17 protein-coding genes are annotated in these 20,053 nt (G+C 71.4%); 5 read left to right on the top strand and 12 right to left on the bottom strand.

Annotated features, from left to right (window positions below):
- Nucleotides 1–85: 85 nt before the first annotated feature.
- Nucleotides 86–364, bottom strand: coding sequence for a hypothetical protein (locus D1J63_RS13095; protein WP_125629014.1), 279 nt, complete (start codon nt 362–364; stop codon nt 86–88).
- Nucleotides 361–1,299 (bottom strand): SPFH domain-containing protein, encoded by a 939-nt coding sequence (locus tag D1J63_RS13090; protein ID WP_125629013.1) that lies wholly within the window; start codon nt 1,297–1,299, stop codon nt 361–363. Before D1J63_RS13090 ends, D1J63_RS13095 begins: the two co-directional genes overlap by 4 nt.
- A gap of 259 nt (nt 1,300–1,558) precedes the next feature.
- Between D1J63_RS13090 and D1J63_RS13085 the strand changes: the two genes are divergently transcribed.
- The gene (locus tag D1J63_RS13085; protein ID WP_164712824.1) at nt 1,559–3,895 is read left to right on the top strand and encodes a transglycosylase domain-containing protein; all 2,337 of its coding nucleotides are present in this window, start codon (nt 1,559–1,561) and stop codon (nt 3,893–3,895) included.
- Nucleotides 3,896–3,979: 84 nt separating this feature from the next.
- On the opposite strand, the gene D1J63_RS13080 is transcribed toward D1J63_RS13085, so the two are convergent.
- From D1J63_RS13080 to D1J63_RS13060, 5 genes are all read right to left on the bottom strand, one after another.
- Nucleotides 3,980–6,241: a SpoIIE family protein phosphatase gene (locus D1J63_RS13080; protein WP_125629012.1), complete on the bottom strand. Its 2,262-nt coding sequence runs from the start codon at nt 6,239–6,241 to the stop codon at nt 3,980–3,982.
- A gap of 297 nt (nt 6,242–6,538) precedes the next feature.
- A complete protein-coding gene (locus D1J63_RS13075; RefSeq protein WP_102932294.1) occupies nt 6,539–7,252 on the bottom strand; it encodes a DUF402 domain-containing protein in 714 nt (237 codons plus the stop codon).
- Nucleotides 7,253–7,340: 88 nt separating this feature from the next.
- On the bottom strand, nt 7,341–8,726 hold the full coding sequence (locus tag D1J63_RS13070) for a class II fumarate hydratase (RefSeq protein WP_125629011.1): 1,386 nt from the start codon (nt 8,724–8,726) through the stop codon (nt 7,341–7,343).
- Nucleotides 8,727–8,835: 109 nt separating this feature from the next.
- Nucleotides 8,836–10,242: a M28 family peptidase gene (locus D1J63_RS13065; protein ID WP_125629010.1), complete on the bottom strand. Its 1,407-nt coding sequence runs from the start codon at nt 10,240–10,242 to the stop codon at nt 8,836–8,838.
- Nucleotides 10,243–10,552: 310 nt separating this feature from the next.
- Complete coding sequence (locus tag D1J63_RS13060) at nt 10,553–12,220, bottom strand: fumarate hydratase (RefSeq protein WP_061442749.1); 1,668 nt, start codon at nt 12,218–12,220, stop codon at nt 10,553–10,555.
- 246 nt (nt 12,221–12,466) lie between these two features.
- Here D1J63_RS13060 and D1J63_RS13055 point away from each other — a divergent pair, with 246 nt between their 5' ends.
- Nucleotides 12,467–13,147, top strand: a complete 681-nt coding sequence (locus D1J63_RS13055; RefSeq protein ID WP_102932290.1) for a DUF1707 domain-containing protein — start codon at nt 12,467–12,469, stop codon at nt 13,145–13,147.
- A gap of 105 nt (nt 13,148–13,252) precedes the next feature.
- On the top strand, nt 13,253–13,630 hold the full coding sequence (locus tag D1J63_RS13050) for a WhiB family transcriptional regulator (RefSeq protein ID WP_109033218.1): 378 nt from the start codon (nt 13,253–13,255) through the stop codon (nt 13,628–13,630).
- 503 nt (nt 13,631–14,133) lie between these two features.
- Here D1J63_RS13050 and glpX read toward each other — a convergent pair.
- Nucleotides 14,134–15,165, bottom strand: a complete 1,032-nt coding sequence (glpX, locus tag D1J63_RS13045) for a class II fructose-bisphosphatase (RefSeq protein WP_125629009.1) — start codon at nt 15,163–15,165, stop codon at nt 14,134–14,136.
- Between the two features lie 126 nt (nt 15,166–15,291).
- Between glpX and D1J63_RS13040 the strand changes: the two genes are divergently transcribed.
- Nucleotides 15,292–15,828: a DUF4245 domain-containing protein gene (locus tag D1J63_RS13040; RefSeq protein ID WP_125629008.1), complete on the top strand. Its 537-nt coding sequence runs from the start codon at nt 15,292–15,294 to the stop codon at nt 15,826–15,828.
- A gap of 98 nt (nt 15,829–15,926) precedes the next feature.
- Here the strand turns inward: D1J63_RS13040 and D1J63_RS13035 are convergent, their stop codons facing one another.
- Nucleotides 15,927–16,517, bottom strand: a complete 591-nt coding sequence (locus tag D1J63_RS13035) for a malonic semialdehyde reductase (protein ID WP_125629007.1) — start codon at nt 16,515–16,517, stop codon at nt 15,927–15,929.
- Nucleotides 16,518–16,753: 236 nt separating this feature from the next.
- On the opposite strand from D1J63_RS13035, the gene D1J63_RS13030 reads away from it, so the two are divergent.
- Nucleotides 16,754–16,975: a DUF4287 domain-containing protein gene (locus D1J63_RS13030; protein ID WP_102932287.1), complete on the top strand. Its 222-nt coding sequence runs from the start codon at nt 16,754–16,756 to the stop codon at nt 16,973–16,975.
- Between the two features lie 59 nt (nt 16,976–17,034).
- On the opposite strand, the gene D1J63_RS13025 is transcribed toward D1J63_RS13030, so the two are convergent.
- The 3 genes from D1J63_RS13025 to D1J63_RS13015 all read right to left on the bottom strand — a co-directional run bounded on the left by D1J63_RS13025 (nt 17,035) and on the right by D1J63_RS13015 (nt 19,994).
- Entirely contained in the window at nt 17,035–17,289 is a 255-nt protein-coding gene (locus tag D1J63_RS13025) for an exodeoxyribonuclease VII small subunit (protein WP_102932286.1), read from the bottom strand.
- Between the two features lie 9 nt (nt 17,290–17,298).
- On the bottom strand, nt 17,299–18,507 hold the full coding sequence (gene xseA / locus D1J63_RS13020) for an exodeoxyribonuclease VII large subunit (protein WP_125629006.1): 1,209 nt from the start codon (nt 18,505–18,507) through the stop codon (nt 17,299–17,301).
- Nucleotides 18,508–18,587: 80 nt separating this feature from the next.
- Complete coding sequence (locus D1J63_RS13015; protein WP_125629005.1) at nt 18,588–19,994, bottom strand: APC family permease; 1,407 nt, start codon at nt 19,992–19,994, stop codon at nt 18,588–18,590.
- Nucleotides 19,995–20,053: the final 59 nt, after the last annotated feature.

Below are 20,053 nucleotides of genomic sequence, written 5' to 3'. Positions count from 1 at the left end.
GTCGACGGTGCTCCGTTACGCCGGAGGCCGGGCCCGGCACCGACGGTGTTCCGTTACGTCGCAGGCGGGGCCCCGAGTCGTACGGTCAGGACGGTGGCGTGGCCCCCGGGCCGCCGTTCTTCGGCGGGCGGCCCCGGCGCGGCAGCGGTCCGGTGTCGCCGGGCAGCCGACCGGCCTCCGCCAGCGCCCTGCGGAGCAGGAACTCGATCTGGGCGTTGGTCGAGCGCAGTTCGTCGCCCGCCCACCGGGCCAGCGCCTCGTACACCTGCGGGTCCAGCCGCAGCAGCACCTGCTTGCGCTGCTGCGGCCGACGCTTCGGAGCCTGGCCCCGGGGCGCCTCGGAGTCCTCGGACGGGGTCGTCACTGGTAGAGCGTCCCCGTGTTCAGGACCGGCTGGGCGGCGCGGTCCCCGCAGAGCACGACCATCAGGTTGGAGACCATCGCCGCCTTGCGTTCGTCGTCCAGCTCCACGATGTCCTGCTCGCTGATCCGGGCGAGCGCCGCCTCGACCATGCCGACCGCGCCGTCCACGATCTGCCGCCGCGCCGCGACCACCGCGCCGGCCTGCTGCCGCTGGAGCATCGCCGAGGCGATCTCCGGCGCGTACGCGAGGTGCGTGAAGCGGGACTCGATGATCTGCACCCCGGCCGCCTCCACGCGCGCGTGCAGCTCGACGGCGAGCTTCTCGGTGATCTCCTCGGCGTTGCCGCGCAGCGAGAGGCCGTCCTCGTCGTGGGCGTCGTAGGGGTACTCGATGGCGATGTGCCGCACGGCCGCCTCGGTCTGGGTGGAGACGAACTCGACGTAGTCGTCCACCTCGAAGGTGGCCTGCGCGGTGTCCTCCACCCGCCACACCACGACCGCCGCCAGCTCGATCGGGTTGCCGTAGGCGTCGTTGACCTTCAGGACGGCCGTCTCGTGGTTGCGCACACGCGTCGAGATCTTGGTGCGGGAGGTGAAGGGGTTGACCCAGCGCAGACCGTCCTGCCGGATCGTCCCCCGGTACCGCCCGAAGAGCTGGACCACGCGGGCCTCGCCCGGCGCCACCATGTTCAGCCCGCACATCGCGAGGAAGGCCGCCAGGGCGATCAGGATGCCCCCGACGATCAGCGCGGCCTTCCCGCCGGTCGAGTCGACCGCCGTGGCGGTCGCGATCAGACCGGCGCCGACGAGCAGTCCCACCAGCCCGAGCAGCAGCGCGAAGCCGCCGCCGATGCTGTGGGCCTGGATCTCGCGGACGCGTGGTGCCGGCATCTCGGGCACATCGGCGGTGACCTGCGGGGCATCGTGCGTGGACATGGGTGGTCCCCCGTTCTTTCGTTGTACTCGCTCTGCTTACTAAGTGATATCACTTTACCCGCGAATCACAACCCTGAACCCCTCTCGTACGTCGGTTCCTATGGAGCGGGTGCTGATTCTCACGTCCGTACAAGGCTGGATCGGTTGCCCTTTGTCATATCTCCCGGTGTTAGCTTTCTGAGCTGACCTGAGCGACGAACCTGTGTGACACGTGAGCGAGACGTGCCCACAGATGACCGAAGCGGAGCGGATCGGACCCATGGGGCGAGCGGAAGAGAGAAAAGCGCGACAGCGCGGTGGACGCCGCGCGGCGCCGAAACGCCGCCGTTCGTCGGGCGCGGCCAGGACCGCGGGCGGTGCCGCGGGCGGTAAGAGCCGCATACGCCGGCTGTTCACCTGGAAGAAGATCCTGGGTACCTTCTTCGGCCTCTGCCTGCTGGGCATGGGCGCCTTCATCGTGCTGTACATGATGATCGACATCCCCGAGGGCAACCCCGAGGCGGAGCTGCAGAGCAACGTCTACAAGTACAGCGACGGCAGCATCATGGCCCGCACCGGCGAGCGCAACCGCGAGATCGTCGACCTCGCCAAGATCCCCAAGGACGTCCAGCGCACCTTTGTCGCCGCCGAGAACAAGACCTTCTACAACGACGCCGGCGTCGACCTCAAGGGCACCGCGCGCGGCGTGCTCAACACCCTGTCCGGCAAGGGCGCGCAGGGCGGTTCGACGATCACCCAGCAGTACGTCAAGAACTACTACCTGACCCAGGAACAGACGGTTTCGCGCAAGCTCAAGGAGCTGGTCATCTCCTTGAAGCTGGACCGGGAGAAGTCCAAGGAATACATCCTGGCCGGCTACATCAACACCAGTTACTACGGCCGCGGCGCGTACGGTATCCAGGCCGCCGCCCAGGCCTACTACCGCGTCGACGCCGAGGACCTGACGGTGGAACAGGGCGCGTACCTCGCGGCCCTGCTCCAGGCGCCGAACCAGTACGACTGGGCGATCGCGAGCGAGACCGGCAAGAAGCTCGTCCAGGAGCGCTGGAACTACGTCCTGGACAACATGGTCGAGCAGAAGTGGCTGAACGCGGGCGAGCGGAAGGGCATGACGTTCCCGCAGCCCAAGGAGCCCAAGGCCGCCGCCGGGATGGACGGCCAGACCGGTTACCTGGTGGACGCGGCCAACTTCGCGCTCAAGGAGCAGCTCGTCGCCCAGGGCGCGGCCGAGGACATGGAGCAGGCCAAGGCCCTGGTGGACCTCGGCGGGTACACCGTCACCCTGAACATCGACAAGAAGAAGCAGGCCGCGCTGGAGAAGGCGGTCAAGGAGAAGCTCACCAGCAAGCTGGACCCCGACAAGCGCAAGGTCGACGCGGACGTCCAGGCGGGCGCCGTCTCCGTCGACCCGAAGACGGGCTCCGTCGTGGCGATGTACGGCGGCGTGAACTACCTGAAGCACTTCACCAACAACGCCACCCGCGACGACTACCAGCCCGCCTCGACCTTCAAGCCGGTGATCCTCGCCGCCGCCGTGGACCAGGACGCCGAGACCCAGGACGGCGTGCCGATCACGGCCAACACCCTCTACGACGGCGACAGCAAGCGCCCCGTGGTGGACGACGGCAAGGAGGTCGGCTTCGCCCCGCCCAACGAGAACGACGTCGACTACGGCGAGATCGATGTCCAGGAGGCGATGAACCAGTCGGTCAACTCCGTCTTCGCGCAGATGGGCGTCGACGTCGGCATGAGCGAGGTGATGAAGGTCGCCGCCGACCTCGGTATGAACACCGAGGGCGACGACCCGGTGCCCGCGCAGACCCTGGGCAGTATGGGCGCCAGCCCCCTGGAGATGGCCGGCGTCTACGCCACCCTGGACAACCACGGCAAGAAGGTCACCCCCGCGATCGTCAAGTCGGTCGAGCACAAGGACCGCAAGATCGAGATGCCCGACCCCATCGGTGACCGGGTCATCAGCCGGGAGGCCGCGGACACGGTCACCTCCGTCCTCACCGGCGTGGTCAACGACGGTACGGCCAAGACGTCCGTCCGGGAGAACCCGCTGCGCGACGGCCAGAAGGTGGCCGGCAAGACCGGTACGTCCGACAACAACAAGTCGGCCTGGTTCACCGGCTTCACACCCAACCTGGTCACCTCCGTCGGCCTCTTCGGCGAGGACTCGAAGACCCACGCCCAGGTCCCGATGTACAAGGCGGCCGGCGTCGACTACCGCGTCAACGGCGGTGGCCCCCCGGCGGAGATCTGGGCCGCGTACACCTTCGGTGTCATGGAGAAGGTCACCAAGTTCGACCTGGAGACCAAGCAGGGCGCCGCGGTGAAGCCCAGCAAGTCGCCGACGACCTCCCAGTCGCCGAGCGAATCGCCGTCCGAGGAGGAGACGACCCAGGCGCCGCCCCCGTCCGACGACCCGACGACCGAGGCGCCCCCGTCGGACGACCCGACGACCGAGGAGCCGCCCGAGTCCCCGACTCAGTCGCCGTCGAACAGCGCGTCCAGCGGTGAGACACCGCCGGACGGCGGCGGGTCCACCGAATCGGGGGACCCGGAGTTCCCCGGCGGGGACTGGGTGCCGTAGACCGGCGGAGGTCGCCAAGACGCGTGAAGGGGCGCCCGGTGCTCACCGGGCGCCCCTTCACGCGCGTGACTTCTCGACCGTGGGTCAGCCGCGGTTCAGCTCGAACCACACCACCTTGCCGGTGCTCAGCCGGGTCGCGCCCCAGCGGCGGGCGAGCCGGTTCACCAGGTACAGCCCGCGCCCGCCCTCGTCGGTCGCCCGCGCCTGCCGCAGCCGGGGCAGCTGCGGCACGTCGTCGCCGACCTCGCAGCGCAGCACGTCCGTGCGCAACAACCGCAGGGTGACCGGTTTCGAGGCGTACCGCACCGCGTTGGTCACCACCTCGCTGACGAGCAGCTCCACGGCGTCCGTCAGGTCCTCCATGCCCCAGCGGGCGAGCGCCCGACGGGCCAGGCGGCGGGCCTTGCCGGGGGCCGCGTCCTCCGGGTCCAGGAACCAGTACGACACGTCGCTGGGCGCGATGCCGTCGAAGCGGGCGGCGAGCAGCGCGATGTCGTCGTCCCGGTCGCCCGGGCCGAGCATGTCCAGCACCTCGTCGCACAGGGCTTCCAGGGGCGGCGGATGGTCGGGGCCGGTCAGCTGCGCGGTCGCCGCGAGGCGCTCCCGCAGCTGCTCTATGCCGGTCCACACGTCCCGCAGCCGGGACTCGACCAGCCCGTCGGTGTACAGGAGCAGGGTCGCGCCGGCCGGGGCGTCCAGCTCCACGGCCTCGAAGTCCACGCCGCCCACCCCGATCGGGGCGCCGGCCGGGACGCGCAGCACCTCGGCCTCGCCGCCCAGGTGCAGCAGGACGGGCGGCGGGTGGCCGGCGTTGGCGACGGTGATGCGGTGCGCGACCGGGTCGTACACGGCGTACAGGCAGGTCGCCATGCGGTCGGTGCCCAGGCGCTGGGCCTGCTCGTCCAGGTGGTGCAGCACCTCCTGCGGCGGCAGGTCGAGCCCGGCCAGGGTCTGTGCCGTGGTCCGCAGCTGGCCCATGATGGCCGCCGACGTCATGGAGTGGCCCATGACGTCCCCGACGACCAGCGCGACCCGGCTGCCGGGCAGCGGGATGGCGTCGTACCAGTCGCCGCCCACCCGCGCGGTCTCGGCCGCCGGGAGGTAGCGGGAGGCCAGCCGGACGCCGGTGCAGCGCGGCAGGTTCTCCGGGAGCATCGTGCGCTGCAGCTCGTCGGCGATGTACGCCTCGCGCCCGTACAGCACCGCCTTGTCGATGCCCAGCGCGCTGTGCGTGGCGAGTTGCGCGGCCACCAGCAGGTCGTCGGCCTCGAAGGCGATGCGCTCGGGGCCGCGCAGGAACAGTGCGGCGCCGATCACCCGGCGTCGGCCGCGCAACGGCGCGAGGATGGCCCGGCGGCCGTCGGGCAGGGCGAAGTCGCGCTCCTCCCCGAGCAGTTCCGGCAGCGCGGCGGAGGCGGAGGGGGTGTCCGTGAAGACCGGGCGCACCCCGCGCAGCACCTCGGCCAGCGCGCTGCCCGGCCGTACCTCGCACAGCTCCGCGCCGACCGTCTCCAGCTCCGAGGGCTCCGGCTGGGCCGCCGGCGTGAAGCCGCCCTCGGTGTCCCGCTCGGCCGGTATGCGGTCGGTGCGCCGCAGCCGCAGCACCAGGGGACCGGTGGGGCGCTCGTCGCCGACCGGCAGCGGCTCGCGCAGATAGACGAGGATGGCGTCCGCGAACGTGGGCACGGTGGCCCGGCACAGCCCCATCACGATCTCGTCGAGGTCCATGCCCCGGGCGATCCGCCGGGTCGCGGCGCCCACGAACCGCAGCCGGTCCCCGTCCCGCCGCATGGGTGTGGGCTGCCCGGGCGCGGTGGGCTGACCGGTTCGCCGGTCCGGCTCCGGCGCCCCGCCGCGCCGGCCCGCGGTGCCGGACGGCGACCGCACCGGACCGGCCTGCCGCCCGCCGTCCGAGGTCGCCTCACCCGAGCCCACGTCACCCGGGGGCACGTCACCCCGGGTCACGTGGCCCGAGTCCGTATCCCCCGAGGCCACGTCGCCCGAGGTCGCGGCGCATGCCGACGGCAGGTCGCCCGACCGCGCGCCGGCCGCCCTCCGCTCACCGTCGGGCTGCCCGCCGTCCGGCTGGACCGGGACACCCTCGGACCCGGGCCGCGGACGATGCCCGTCGGCCTCGGCAGCCTGCTCGGCGCCCGGCTGGGAGTGCTCGAAGGTCCCCGGGGCGTCCGCGCCCGCGCCGGGCGGCGTCTGCCCGGCGTGCCCCTGGGCCGGTAACGCCGACCCGGAGGGCCCCGGCGGTACGGGGGTACGCAGGAGCGCCCCGCGGGGGTCCGTGGGGTCGGCGCCCGTCGAGGGGCGGTCGAAGGATGTCGGGTGCTCCGTCACGCGTGTCGAATCCATCCGTCCGGGACTGCGCGCGGCGCGTGCAGTTCGTCCCGCAGAAATCCCGATACCCGCAAACCGGGCCCAAGGAACGGGATTCCCGCGTGGTCAGAGGCAGTTCCTGTGCCACCGGCGGACCGTCTGCGGCCCGTCGGCGTGTTGCCCTCGTACCCCTCGCTCACGTCCTGCCGCCCCTCGGTGACGATCGGTCAGGCCCAGCGCACACTGTGCCGGTTGCCGCTGCCGCGGTCATTGCGGAGGACGATCCTACGTTTGCCGCCGGGGGGCACATCAAGGGTCTCATGAGGACGCGTGCGCGGGCGTGCGATCCCAGTCCCCCGGCAGGGAAGGTACCGGCCACGCCGGATCGGGCCGCCAGTCCTCCCAGCCGTCGGCGAACGGGGACCCCCAGGCCCGGATCTCCGCGACCGCGGCCCGGCCCGCCCGGCGCACCCGCTCGGCCTGCGCCGGATCCATCAGCCGGTCCCGCTGGGCCTGCGCGAACTCGTCCTCGTCCCGCCAGTGCCAGGTGCGGTCCGGGTGGACGGAGATGTCCAGAAAGTGGTCCTCGGAGTCGACCCCGCCCTCCCAACGGGTCAGCGGCTCCTCCAGGTTCACGTACCAGTTCTTGAACCGCCAGCCAGGATCCCAGAACAGCCACACCGACCAGGCCTCGCCCGGCCGCGCCAGCTTCAGCACCCCCGTGCCGAACCACCGGTCGCGCTGCACGGTGCGCGGCTTGGTGTAGCGCGAGGACAGCGGTTCCAGGTGCACGGGCGTGCCGTCCGCGAGGACCGGTTTCACACACTCGGTGCCGGGTGCCAGCCACACGGCGAGCAGTTCGGCGTCGTCCCGTACGACGGTGACGGGGCGCGCGATGTGCACGTGCGGGCCGCCGTTCTCCCGGTACCGCCACAGGATGTGACTGCCGGGTGCCCAGTAGTCCGCCGGGCCCGCCGGGCCGTCCGTTCCCGGCCCCGTCGTCGCCGCGCTCACCGCTTCACCGTCTGCCATGGACAGATATTAGGTGCCATGGCCAATCGACGCGCCGAAGATCGCGAGAGCGCACGCCGGCGTGCGCCCCCCCGGTCGCCGGCCCTCCTCACGGACGGGTCATCCGCAGCACGTCGAGCGCCTCGTCCAGCTGCTCGCCGGTCAGGTCGCCGCGTTCGACGTACCCGCCCTCCAGCACCACCTGGCGGATCGTCTTCCGCTCCGCCAGCGCCTTCTTGGCGACCTTGGCGGCCTCCTCGTACCCGATGTACTTGTTGAGCGGGGTGACGACGGAGGGGGACGACTCGGCGTACTCGCGAGCCCGCTCCCGGTGCGCGACGATCCCGTCCACCGTCCGGTCGGCGAGCAGCCGGGAGACGTTGGCCAGCAGCCGCACCGACTCCAGCACGTTCTTGGCGATGACCGGCAGCATCACGTTCAGCTCGAAATTGCCGGCCGCGCCCGCCGCGGCGACCGTGGCGTCGTTGCCGGTGACCTGGGCGGCGACCATGAGGACCGCCTCGGGGATCACCGGGTTGACCTTGCCGGGCATGATGGACGAGCCCGGCTGGAGGTCGGGGAGCGCGATCTCGGCGAGCCCGGTGCGCGGCCCGGACGCCATCCAGCGCAGGTCGTTGGCGATCTTAGTCAGCCCGACGCCGATGGTCCGCAGCTGCCCGCTGGTCTCCACGATGCCGTCCCGGGCGCCCTGCGCCTCGAAGTGGTCGCGCGCCTCGGTCAGTGGCAGCCCCGTCGCGCGGGCCACCTCGGCGATGACGGCGGCGGAGAAGCCGGGCGGGGTGTTGATGCCGGTGCCGACCGCGGTACCGCCCAGCGGCAGCTCGGCGAGGCGGGGGAGCGACGCCTCCAGCCGCTCGATGCCGTACCGCACCTGCGCCGCGTACCCGCCGAACTCCTGGCCCAGCGTGACGGGCGTGGCGTCCATGAGGTGCGTACGCCCGGACTTCACCACGTCGGCGAACTCCTCCGCCTTGCGCTCCAGGGCGCCGGCGAGGTGGTCGAGGGCCGGGATCAGGTCGCGGGTGACGGCGGCGGTGGCGGCGATGTGGATCGAGGAGGGGAAGACGTCGTTGGACGACTGGGAGGCGTTGACGTGGTCGTTGGGGTGCACGTCCCGGCCGAGCCGCTCGGTGGCCAGGGTGGCGAGGACCTCGTTCGTGTTCATGTTGGACGAGGTGCCGGACCCGGTCTGGAACACGTCCACGGGGAAGTGCTCGTCCCACTTCCCCTCGGCGACCTCCGCGGCCGCCTCCCGGATCGCGCCGGCGACGTCCTCGTCGAGCACGCCCAGCTCGGCGTTGACCTTCGCCGCAGCGCCCTTGATCCGCGCGAGCGCCTCGATGTGCGCGCGCTCGATGCGCTGCCCGGAGACGGGGAAGTTCTCGACGGCACGCTGGGTCTGCGCGCGCCACTTGGCGTGGGCGGGGACGCGGACCTCGCCCATGGAGTCGTGCTCGATGCGGTAGTCGCTCATGACGGGTACAGCGTGCGGGGCGGGGTGGATGTTCCTGGACCGGGCCGAACGGGTGCCGGGTCACGCCGTGACCCGGCATCACGCCGTGACCCGGCACCCGCCCGGCGGGTCAGCCTTCCAGGAGGCTCACGTCGTCCAGGACGAAGCTGGTCTGCAGACTGCCGTCCTCGCTGCCGGTGAAGCTAAGGGCCACCTGCCGGCCGGCGTACGCGCCGAGGTCGACCGTGCGCTGCACATAGCCGCTCCGGGCGTCGGCGTTGGACAGCGTGGCGAGCGTGGTGCCGTCGGCCTTCACCCTGAAGGTGTCGTACGCCGTCGACCCCGACTCGTCGGTGTCGATGTGCAGCCAGTACGTCAGCCGGGTGCACCCGGCCGGCACGGTCACCGTCTGGCCGACCGACTCGGTGTGCGTGGAACCGTATCCGGCGAGCCACGAGAAGCGGGTCCCGGAGTGCGCCGCCTGGCCCGCGTGGGCGCCGATCGTGCCGGTGTCCCCGGTCCACGGCGAACTGCCGTTCTCGAAACCGCCGTTGACGACCTGGTCGGTGTCGCAGCCGCCGCCCCCGTCGTCGCCGGTGCCCACGGCACGCTGCCAGATGGTGTACGCGATGCCGTCCGACGCCCGGTCCAGGCCGGTGGTGTTGATGTTGTCGAGGCCGTCGCACGACCGGTGGTAGCACGGGTCGTACGAGGACCCGGCGGTGCCGCCCCACTTGGCGGCCTGCGCGGAGGTCTTGCGGGCACTGGCGCCCATCGCGTAACCCGAGGTCGGGATGCCGTACTGCTCGAAGGAGTAGTCGTCGCTGCGCCCGGCGCCCTCGGTGTTCTCCTCGGGCTGCAGGCCCAGCGAGTCCCAGTACGCCTTCATCGGCGCGGCGGCGGCCGAGGTGACGTGGTTGATGAAGTAGCCGCCGTTGGTGGAGGCGACCATGTCGAAGTTGTAGTACGCCGTGATGGCGGACCGCTGCGCCGGGGAGAGCGAGCGGACGTAGAAGTCGGAGCCGTTGAGGCCCTGTTCCTCGTCGGTCCACCAGGCGAAGCGGACCCGGCCCTTCATCGTCGGGTTCTGCTGCGCCAGCGTCAGGGCGTTCTCCAGGAGCGCGGCGGAGCCCGAGCCGTTGTCGTTCATGCCGGGGCCCGCCGAGACGCTGTCGAGGTGGGCGCCGAACATGGACACGTTGCCCGCGTCGCCGTGCGGCCACTCGGCGATCAGGTTGGGCCCGGCGCCGCTGCTGCAGCCGGAGGTGCACGGCTGCTCGGTGACGGTGTATCCGGCCGCCTGCAGCTTGCCCTTCACGTAGGCGACGGAGTCGCGGTATCCCTGGCCGGTCGAGCGGCGGGTGCCGCCGTTGCGTCCGGCTATGGAGTTCAGCTCGGTCAGGTGCGCCTTCACCTTCGTCACGTCGATGTCGGGTGACTGGGCGGTGGGCGCGGAGTCGGCGGCGACGGCGGGGAGTGTGCCGAGGCCCAGCACGACGGCGAGGGACAGGCTCGCCACGGCGAATCTTCGTTTCACCTTCGGTCCTCCAGAAGTGGCTGAGGGGTGGCCACGCAGCACATGTGCACATGGCGTGTACATGTCGGAGCGGCGAAAGACTCACAGCGGGAGGAGGGACAGTCAATGGAACGGACGCCCGGGAGGGCAGGTTGTCCGAAAACAGAACGCGCTGTTCGCTCTGCGGACGGCGGGCGAGGGCCGGAGCAGCCCGCGGAGGGTGGAGGGCGGAGGGCACGCGAAAGGCCGGCCCGGACGGATCCGGACCGGCCTGCTGCCGTGGCGCGTTACGTGTGACGCGTTACGTGTGGCGCGTGACGCGTGACGCGGGTTACGCGAGCCCCGGCCCCCGGACGGGGATCGTCGTGAAGGTCGGCGCGGGCGCCGGGTCCTGGAAGAAGTCGTTGCCCTTGTCGTCCACCACGATGAACGCCGGGAAGTCCTCGACCTCGATCTTCCAGACCGCCTCCATGCCGAGCTCCTCGTACTCGACGACCTCGACCTTCTTGATGCAGTCCTGCGCGAGCCGCGCCGCCGGACCGCCGATCGAGCCCAGGTAGAAGCCGCCGTGCGTGTCGCAGGCGTCGGTGACCTGCTTGCTCCGGTTGCCCTTGGCCAGCATCACCTTCGAGCCGCCCGCCGCCTGGAACTGCTCGACGTAGGAGTCCATGCGCCCGGCGGTGGTCGGACCGAAGGACCCGGAGGCGTACCCCTCGGGCGTCTTGGCCGGACCCGCGTAGTACACCGGGTGGTCCTTCAGGTACTGCGGCATCTCCTCGCCCGCGTCCAGCCGCTCCTTGATCTTGGCGTGCGCGATGTCGCGGGCCACGACCAGCGGGCCGGTCAGCGACAGCCGGGTCTTGACCGGGTGCTTCGTCAGCTCGGCCAGGATGTCGTCCATGGGCTGGTTGAGGTCGACCTTCACGACGTCGCCGTCGGCGTCGAGGTGCTCGTCCGTGGTCTCCGGCAGGAACCGCGCCGGGTCGGTCTCCAACTGCTCCAGGAAGACGCCCTCGGCGGTGATCTTCGCGACCGCCTGCCGGTCGGCGGAGCAGGACACGGCGATGGCGACCGGGCAGGACGCCCCGTGCCGGGGCAGGCGCACCACGCGCACGTCGTGGCAGAAGTACTTGCCGCCGAACTGCGCGCCGATGCCGATCTTCTGGGTCAGCTCGAAGACCTTCTCCTCCAGCTCCTTGTCCCGGAAGCCGTGCCCGAGCTCCGAGCCCTCGGCCGGGATCTCGTCCAGGTAGTGCGCGGAGGCGTACTTGGCGGTCTTCAGCGCGTACTCGGCGGACGTGCCGCCGACGACGATCGCCAGGTGGTACGGCGGGCAGGCGGCCGTGCCCAGCGAGCGGATCTTCTCCTCCAGGAACTTCATCATGGAGGACTCGTTCAGGACGGCCTTCGTCTCCTGGTAGAGGAAGGACTTGTTGGCCGAGCCGCCGCCCTTCGCCATGAACAGGAACTTGTAGGCGCCGCCGTCGGTGGCGTACAGCTCGATCTGGGCCGGGAGGTTGGAGCCGGTGTTCTTCTCCTCCCACATGGTGAGCGGAGCCATCTGGGAGTAGCGCAGGTTCAGGTTCTTGTAGGCGTCGTAGATGCCCCGGCTCAGGGCCTCCTCGTCGCCGCCCGCGGTGAGCACGTTCTGGCCGCGCTTGCCCATGACGATCGCCGTGCCGGTGTCCTGGCACATGGGCAGCACGCCCGCCGCCGCGATGTTCGCGTTCTTCAGCAGGTCCAGGGCGACGAACTTGTCGTTGCCGGACGCCTCCGGGTCGTCGATGATGCGGCGCAGCTGCGCCAGGTGGGCGGGGCGCAGGTAGTGCTGGATGTCGTGAATGGCCTCCTCGGCCAGCTTGCGCAGCGCCTCCGGCTCCACCTTGAGGAAGGTCCGCCCGTCGGCCTCGAAGGTGGAGACGCCCTCGGCGGTCACCAGCCGGTACGGAGTGGTGTCCTCACCCTGGGGGAGCAGATCGGTGTACGCGAACTCAGGCATCTCGCCCATTCCTCACTAGACATCACGCGCGGCTGGACTTCGCTGGATCTCCGGCGGATCCCTCGGCGCTTCTCCCAGCAACGACGGCTGGCCTCCATTGGCAGCGCCAACCAGCGTAAAACCTGCCCGGGACGCCAAGCCTGTGAGGTAAGGCTCAGTTGGCCGTTTCCGGGTGGTGACGGCAGGGTGCGACAAGGTTGTCCACAGGGCTGGTCGCGATCTATCGCGTTTCGGTACGCTACGGCCGTGGACCTTCAGAAGCACGCCCCCGCCGCACCGCGTACCTCCGAGCTGCGCGCCTCGGACGCCGACCGCGACCGCGTGGCCGACATGCTGCGCGAAGCCCTCGCCGAGGGGCGGCTCACCGCCGACGAGCACGCGGAGCGCGTCGAGGGCGTGCTGGCCGCCAAGACCGTCGGCGAGCTGGACGTCTTCGTGCGGGACCTGCCCGCCGCCCACCGCGGCCGGGACACCGCCGCCCCGGCCCCCCACCGCCCCACCGCCGGCGCCATCCCGGCCGAGCCCGACGAGAACGTGGTGGCGGTCTTCAGTAGCGCCGTCCGCAAGGGCCGCTGGCGGGCCAACCGCCGCGTCCACGCCTACGCGGTCTTCGGCAGCGTCGAGATAGACCTCAGCGAGGCGGTCTTCGAGTACCAGCAGGTCGTCATCAAGGCGTTCTCGGTCTTCGGCAGCGTCGACGTGCGCGTCCCGGAGAACGTCTCGGTGCGCGGCGCTGGCGGCAGCGTCCTCGGCAGCTTCGAGGTCCACACCCACGACTCCGACGAGGCCGAGGCCCCCGTGATCTACGTGGACGGCTGGTCCGTGCTCGGCAGCGTCGACGTGCGGCCCAAGCGGGGCAAGATCGTCGCGGACATCCTGGACCGGGTGCACCGCCGGGTCGAGAAGGGCTTGCGCAAGCACCTGTAGCGCGGCCCCGGCAGCGGTTGGGAACCCAGTGCATAGGCACGCGTACAACGGGTAAGCCTTGACGCATCGTCTCTCGCTAGCGAAGCCGTCGTCAGGAGTAGACCCGTGCTGCAACCGCCGCATTCGTCCCTGCAGGTAGCTGCCGTTCCGGCCCAGCGGGGGCCCGTGCGGGACAGGGACCAAGACGCTCCCTGGCACACCGAGGCGGTGTGCCGGCGCGACGAGGCCGGACTGTTCTTCGCCCCCTCCAAGGAACCGACCGCCGCCCGGCTCTCCCGGGAGGAGGCCGCCAAGCGCGTCTGCGCGCGCTGCCCGGTCATGGTCGAGTGCCGCGAGCACGCCCTCCTGCAACCCGAGCCCTACGGCGTCTGGGGCGGCCTCACCGCCGCCGAACGCCGCGTCGTCCTGGCCCGGCGCCGCCGCCGCGACGTGGAACTCAAGAACGCCGCCCGCACGACGGGCCGCATAGCCGCGGCCGGCTGAAGCCCCGGCCAAACGAAAGGGCACCCTCTCCGCACAGAGGGTGCCCTTTCAACCCGGAAAACGCTTCACGCCGGGCCCACGGCACTTCCTGCCCGAGCCCGACCGGCGGTCACTTCCCGCGCCGGGCATGGCAGCCCACCCAGGGGCGCGGGGCTGTGCCTGATCTGCGGCTCCGCCGCGCGGGCGCGACCGGGGGCCACTTTTCCGCGCCGGGCATGGCAGCCCAACCAGGGGCGCGGGGCTGTGCCTGATCTGCGGCTCCGCCGCGCGGGCGCGACCGGGGGCCACTTTTCCGCGCCGGGCATGGCAGCCCACCCAGGGGCGCGGGGCTGTGCCTGATCTGCGGCTCCGCCGCGCGGGCGCGACCAACGGACACGTCCCGGCGCCGGGGACTGCCTCCCACCCAAGGGGCGCGGGGAACTGCGCGACCAGCCACAACGGCGCCGCACCCGCCACCCGACAGGCACCCCCAACTCAATGGGCGCCCCGCGAAACCGACGGAGTCACTTCGCCCGGTCGAAATCAATCGCGCTGTACGCCCGCAGCTTGCTCAGCCGGTGCTCGGAGTCGATCCGCCGCACCGTCCCCGACTTGGACCGCATCACGATCGAGTCGGTCGTGGCCGTCTCCGACCGGTACCGCACCCCGCGCAGCAGCTCCCCGTCGGTGATGCCGGTGGCGACGAAGAAGACGTTGTCCCCGGAGACCAGGTCGTCGGTGGTCAGCACCCGGTCCAGGTCGTGCCCGGCGTCCACGGCCCGCTGCCGCTCCTCGTCGTCCTTGGGCCACAGCTTGCCCTGGATGGTCCCGCCCAGGCACTTCACGGCGCAGGCCGAGATGATGCCCTCCGGCGTGCCCCCGATGCCGAGCAGCAGGTCGATGCCGGTGCCCTCGCGCAGGGCCAGGATGGAGCCGGCCACGTCGCCGTCGGAGATCAGCTTGATCCGCGCGCCCGTCTCCCGGACCTCCTTGATGAGCCCCTTGTGCCGGGGCCGGTCGAGGATGACGACGGTGACGTCCTCGGGCGTGCGGCGCTTGGCCTTGGCGATCCGGCGGATGTTCACCGCCACGGGCGCGTTGATGTCGACGAAGTCGGCGGCCTCGGGGCCCGTGACCAGCTTGTCCATGTAGAAGACCGCGGACGGGTCGAACATCGACCCGCGCTCGGCGGCGGCCAGCACGGCGATCGCGTTGGTCATGCCGTTGGCGGTCAGCGTGGTGCCGTCGATCGGGTCGACGGCGATGTCGACCTCCGCCCCGGTGCCGTCGCCGACCCGCTCCCCGTTGAAGAGCATCGGCGCCTCGTCCTTCTCGCCCTCGCCGATGACGACGACGCCGTTCATCGAGACGGTGTGGACGAGGGTGCGCATGGCGCGCACCGCGGCACCGTCGGCGCCGTTCTTGTCACCGCGCCCTACCCAGCGGCCCGCGGCCATCGCCGCGGCCTCGGTGACCCGCACGAGTTCCATGGCGAGGTTGCGGTCGGGAGCCTCCGAGGGGACGTCCAGCTCGGAGGGCAGATGATGCTCGGTCATCGGAACGCACCTTTCTGATACGACGACGGCCGGATGAGGGTATGGCCACGACTCTATCGTCAGTCCGACAAAATGAGCAGGGGACCCCACGTATGAGCACATGGGGGACCTGCGACGATAGGACGCGTGGCAGGTACGAAAGGCAAGCAGAAGACGGCCCGGGACATGGTGCTCTCCCTGGGGGTCATCCTTCTCGCGGGACTGGTCATGTGGCTCTTCATCCCGCACGACGACGACGGCGGGCCGGACATCAAGCGGGTGGACTACACGGTCGAGCTGACCACCGCGCGCCGCGCCGCGCCGTATCCGGTGGCGGCGCCCGAGGGGCTGGCCAAGGAGTGGAAGCCGACCTCCGTGCGCTACCGCGGCGCCGAGGACAACGCCTGGCACCTGGGCTACCGCGCCCCCGACGGGGAGTACGTGGCGGTCGAGCAGTCGACGGGCGAGCCGGCCGAGTTCATCGAGGAGGCCAGCCAGGGCGGGCGGAAGACCGGGACCACCGAGGAGATCGGCGGTCGGACGTGGACCCGTTACACCGGCGGCCGGTACGAGGCACTGGTGCTTCAGGACACCGACGGCGTCAAGGGCGCGACGACGGTCGTGGCCGGCACCGGGTCGTTCGAGCAGCTGGGCCGGATGGCGGCGGCGCTGAAGCTGGCCTGACCCGGCGCCGTACCCGCGCGGTCTCCTCGCGGGAGCCCTCGCGCACACGACGAAGCCCCCGGTGGTGCGCACCGGGGGCTTCGTGATGCTCGTCGGTCTCAGACCGTGGTGACGACCTGGTCGTAGGCCAGGCGCGGAGAGCGCGGGAACCAGGCGTCCGGGCCGGGACGGCCGATGTTGACGACCATCAGCGGGGTGTGGTCGTCGTCCAGGAACTCCTTGCGCACGCCCTCGAAGTCGAGGCCCGTCATCGGGCCGGCGGCCAGCCCGGCGGCACGGACGCCGACGATGAAGTACGCGGCCTGCATGGCGGCGTTCAGGGCGGCGGCGCCCTCACGCACCGGGCGCTCGCTGAAGAACGCGTCCTTGGCCTGCGGGAAGTGCGGGAAGAGCTGCGGCAGCTCCTCGTGGAACTCGTTGTCCGCCGACAGGATCGCGACCAGCGGGGCGGCGGCCGTCTTGGGCTGGTTGCCCTCGGCCATGTGCTGCACCAGGCGCTCGCGGGCCTCGGGGGAGCGGACCAGCGTGATGCGCAGCGGCGACTGGTTGAAGGCGGTCGGGCCGTACTTGACCAGGTCGTAGATCGCCTGCACCTGCTCGTCGGTCACCGGCTCGTCGGTGAAGGTGTTCGCGGTGCGGGCCTCGCGGAACAGCAGGTCCTGGGCGGCGGGGTCAAGAACGAGAGACATACGTGATCTTCCTTGCGGGGTGCGTCGGCTCCGTGTGACGTGGGGGCCGGAGCCGTTGACGACGACGACACTACGGCAAAGAAGTTCAACCTTCAACCAAAGCGGGACTGCGGTGATCCGCTTCACAACATCACCCCCATAGTGGTGTGGATCACAATCGCCGAGCGATCGTTTTCCCGGCCGCCGACGGTCCTTTACGGCAGTGGACCGTCGCCGAACCCAGGGAGATCACCGACATGAGCAGCAGCACCGTGAAGGGCCCCGCCTCCTACTTCCCGTCCATCGAGAAGAAGTACGGCCGCCCGATCGCGGAGTGGAAGGACCTCATCCGGTCCTCGCCGCTCACCAAGCACATGGAACTGGTCACCTGGCTCAAGACCGAGCACGGACTGGGCCACGGGCACGCCAACGCGCTCGTCGCCCACACGCTCGCCGAGGACACGGCGCGGGAGGGCTAACGGAGGAGAGGCCGCGGAGGGCGAGTGACGAGGGCCCGGAAGAGGGCCGGAGAGTGCGGCTAGGAGGCCGCGTCCTCGTCCTCCGGGCCCGCCTCCTCCTCGGCCAGGGCCGCGTCCAGGCGGGCCCGGGCGCCGTCCAGCCGACGCCGGCAGACCTTCGCCAGCTCCTCGCCCCGCTCCCACAGGGCGAGGGACTCCTCCAGCGTCGTGCCGCCGGCCTCCAGCCGCCTGACGACCTCGATCAGCTCGTCCCGCGCCTGCTCGTACCCGAGCGCCTCGGACATCGCCGTCGGCTGCTCCACCTCGCTGGTCATCCACCCACCCTATGCGTCGACTCGTACGGAGAAATCGCCCTCGGACACGCGGGCGCGCAGCGTCTCGCCGGGCTCCACCTCGCCGGGGTCGCGGACCGCGTGGCCGTCGGCCCGCTGCAGTACGGCGTACCCGCGCTTGAGGGTCGCGGCGGGGGAGAGGGCCACCACGCGCGCGTGCGTGTGCGTCAGCTCGGAGTCGGCCCGGTCGAGGTGGTGGCGCAGGGCGCGGCGGCCCCGCTCCAGCAGGGCCGTCACCTGCTCGGCCCGCTCCTCGATCATCCGGTGCGGATCCTGTATCGACGGGCGGGCCAGCGCGTGCGCCAGCCCCCGCTCCTCACGGTCGACGAACGCCGCCACACACCGCCGGGCGCGGTCGCGCAGCAGCCGTACCCGCTCGTACTCCTCGCCGACGTCCGGCACCACCTTCTTGGCGGCGTCGGTCGGGGTGGAGGCGCGCAGGTCGGCGACCAGGTCGAGCAGCGGGCTGTCCGGCTCGTGGCCGATCGCCGAGACGACCGGCGTACGGCAGGCGGCGACCGCCCGCACCAGCTGCTCGTCGGAGAACGGCAGCAGATCCTCCACGCTGCCGCCGCCTCGCGCGACGACGATCACGTCCACGTCGTCCAGCGCGTCCAGCTCCTTCACCGCCTGCACCACCTGCGGCACCGCGTGCACGCCCTGCACCGGGACGTTGCGCACCTCGAAGCGGACGGCGGGCCAGCGGTGCCGGGCGTTCTCCAGGACGTCCCGCTCCGCGGCCGACGCCCGCCCGCACACCAGGCCGATCAACTGCGGCAGGAACGGCAGCGGCTTCTTGCGCTCCGGCGCGAACAGACCCTCACGCGCGAGCGCCTTCTTCAGCTGCTCCAGCCGGGCCAGCAGCTCCCCGACGCCCACCGGCTTGATCTCGGCCGCCCGCAGCGACAGCTGCCCGCGCGGCGCATACCACTCCGGCTTGGCCTGCACGACCACCCGCGCACCCTCGCCGACCACGTCCGCCACGGCGTCGAACACCTGCCGGTAGCAGGTGACGCTCACGGAGATGTCGTACGACGGGTCGCGCAGCGTCAGGAACACCACACCGGCGCCCGGCCGCCGCGACAGCTGCGTGATCTGCCCCTCGACCCACACCGCGCCGAGCCGGTCGATCCAGCCCCCGATCAGCCGGGACACCTCGCCCACGGGCAGCGGGCTTTCGGGAGTCGAGTTGGCAGCCATGCGCCCGAGCGTAACGGCCGGGTCCGACAATCAGGCCCTTCGTACCCGTCCCCGCCACCCGTCGCCCGGCGACTCCGGTGTCACACCCCCGCCGCCTCCGCGTCCCTGCGCCCCCTCCACTGCACCGCCAGCACCACCAGGCCCACCGCCAGCCAGATCGCCCCGACCACCTGCGCGGTCCCGGACGCCTCCACGATCACCGCGATCGTGATCGCCGCGCCCAGCACCGGCACCAGCAGATGCCGCCACCAGCTCACCGCACCGCCCCCGCCGCGCCGGATCACGAACCAGCCCACCACGCTCGCGTGCAGCAGCGTGAACGCGGTCAGCGCGCCGACGTCGACCACCGAGACGAGGTGGTCGAGACCGTCGTCCCGGCGCGCCGCCCACACCGCCGCCGCCATCGTGATCACGGCCGACACCAGCAGGGCCACCCGCGGCACCCCGGAGTCCGTCCGCGACAGCACCCCCGGCAGCCGCCGGTCGCGGCCCATCGCGAACAGCAGCCGCCCGGCCGCCGCCTGCCCGGCCAGCGCCGCGAACGCCGCGCCGATCGCCTTGCTCACCGCCACCAGGTCGTGCAGCCAGGTGCCCACCGACGCGTCCACGGCGTCGTAGAACGCCGAGCCCTGCCGCTCCGGCTCCGCCGCCAGCTGGGCCGACGACACCGGTTCGAGCAGCGCCACCAGGTATGTCTGCGCCACGAACAGCACACCGGCCAGCGCCAGGCAGAACAGCAGCGCCCGCGCGACCTTCGCCGAACCGCCGGTGACCTCCTCCGCGAAGGTGGCGATCGCGTCGAAGCCCAGGTACGACAGCACCGCCACCGACACCGCCCCGACCACCGCCGACAGCGCGAACGCCCCCTGCGTGCCGTCCCCGGACAGCGGCGACAGCCAGTCGCGCTCGGCCCCGTCCTGCGCCAGCACCACGATCGCGGTGACCACGAAGACGACCAGTACGACGATCTCCATGGCGAGCACCAGAAAGCCCACCCGGGCCGCCGTCCGCACGCCCCACAGGTTGAGCAGCGTCGTCACGACCACCGCGATCGCCGTCCACACCCACCGCGACACCTCGGGGACCAGCGCCTCCATCGCGATGCCGGAGAACAGGTACGCCACCGCCGGGATGAGGACGTAGTCCAGCATCGCCATCCACCCGGCGATGAACCCGGCCCCGTTTCCGAGCCCCGCGCGCGCGTAGGCGAACACCGAACCCGCCTGGGGGACCACCCGCACCATCTGCGCGTAGCTGAATGCGGTGAACGCCATCGCGATCGTGGCGACGACGTAGACGAGGGCCACCGCACCGTGCGACTTGGCGTCCAGCGTGCCGAACACACCGACCGGCGCCATGGGCGCGATGAACAGCAGTCCGTAGACGACCAGGTCCCTGAAGCCCAGACTGCGCCTCAGCTGGTGTTCCGCACCGGCCCCCGGGCCGGCCGTCGTGCCGTTGTGTCCAGTCTGTCCGTTCTGCGACATCGTTCCTCCGCCAGCGCCTCGGACTCCGTCTCCAAACGTTCCCGCCAGTCTCCCCGGCA

Origin of the sequence: Streptomyces sp. KPB2 (assembly GCF_003950055.1) — a bacterium.
Lineage (GTDB): Bacteria > Actinomycetota > Actinomycetes > Streptomycetales > Streptomycetaceae > Streptomyces > Streptomyces salinarius.
Note: the sequence above shows the minus strand (reverse complement) of the source record. Positions and strands in the feature narration are given on the sequence as shown.

What these genes read in the sequence shown, in the direction of transcription:
- D1J63_RS13090 (WP_125629013.1), bottom strand. Translation starts at nt 1,299, where the DNA reads ATGTCCACGCACGATGCCCCGCAGGTCACCGCCGATGTGCCCGAGATG.
- D1J63_RS13085 (WP_164712824.1), top strand. Translation starts at nt 1,559, where the DNA reads ATGGGGCGAGCGGAAGAGAGAAAAGCGCGACAGCGCGGTGGACGCCGC.
- D1J63_RS13075 (WP_102932294.1), bottom strand. Translation starts at nt 7,252, where the DNA reads ATGGCAGACGGTGAAGCGGTGAGCGCGGCGACGACGGGGCCGGGAACG.
- D1J63_RS13070 (WP_125629011.1), bottom strand. Translation starts at nt 8,726, where the DNA reads ATGAGCGACTACCGCATCGAGCACGACTCCATGGGCGAGGTCCGCGTC.
- D1J63_RS13060 (WP_061442749.1), bottom strand. Translation starts at nt 12,220, where the DNA reads ATGCCTGAGTTCGCGTACACCGATCTGCTCCCCCAGGGTGAGGACACC.
- glpX (WP_125629009.1), bottom strand. Translation starts at nt 15,165, where the DNA reads ATGACCGAGCATCATCTGCCCTCCGAGCTGGACGTCCCCTCGGAGGCT.
- D1J63_RS13035 (WP_125629007.1), bottom strand. Translation starts at nt 16,517, where the DNA reads ATGTCTCTCGTTCTTGACCCCGCCGCCCAGGACCTGCTGTTCCGCGAG.
- D1J63_RS13030 (WP_102932287.1), top strand. Translation starts at nt 16,754, where the DNA reads ATGAGCAGCAGCACCGTGAAGGGCCCCGCCTCCTACTTCCCGTCCATC.
- D1J63_RS13025 (WP_102932286.1), bottom strand. Translation starts at nt 17,289, where the DNA reads ATGACCAGCGAGGTGGAGCAGCCGACGGCGATGTCCGAGGCGCTCGGG.
- xseA (WP_125629006.1), bottom strand. Translation starts at nt 18,507, where the DNA reads ATGGCTGCCAACTCGACTCCCGAAAGCCCGCTGCCCGTGGGCGAGGTG.
- D1J63_RS13015 (WP_125629005.1), bottom strand. Translation starts at nt 19,994, where the DNA reads ATGTCGCAGAACGGACAGACTGGACACAACGGCACGACGGCCGGCCCG.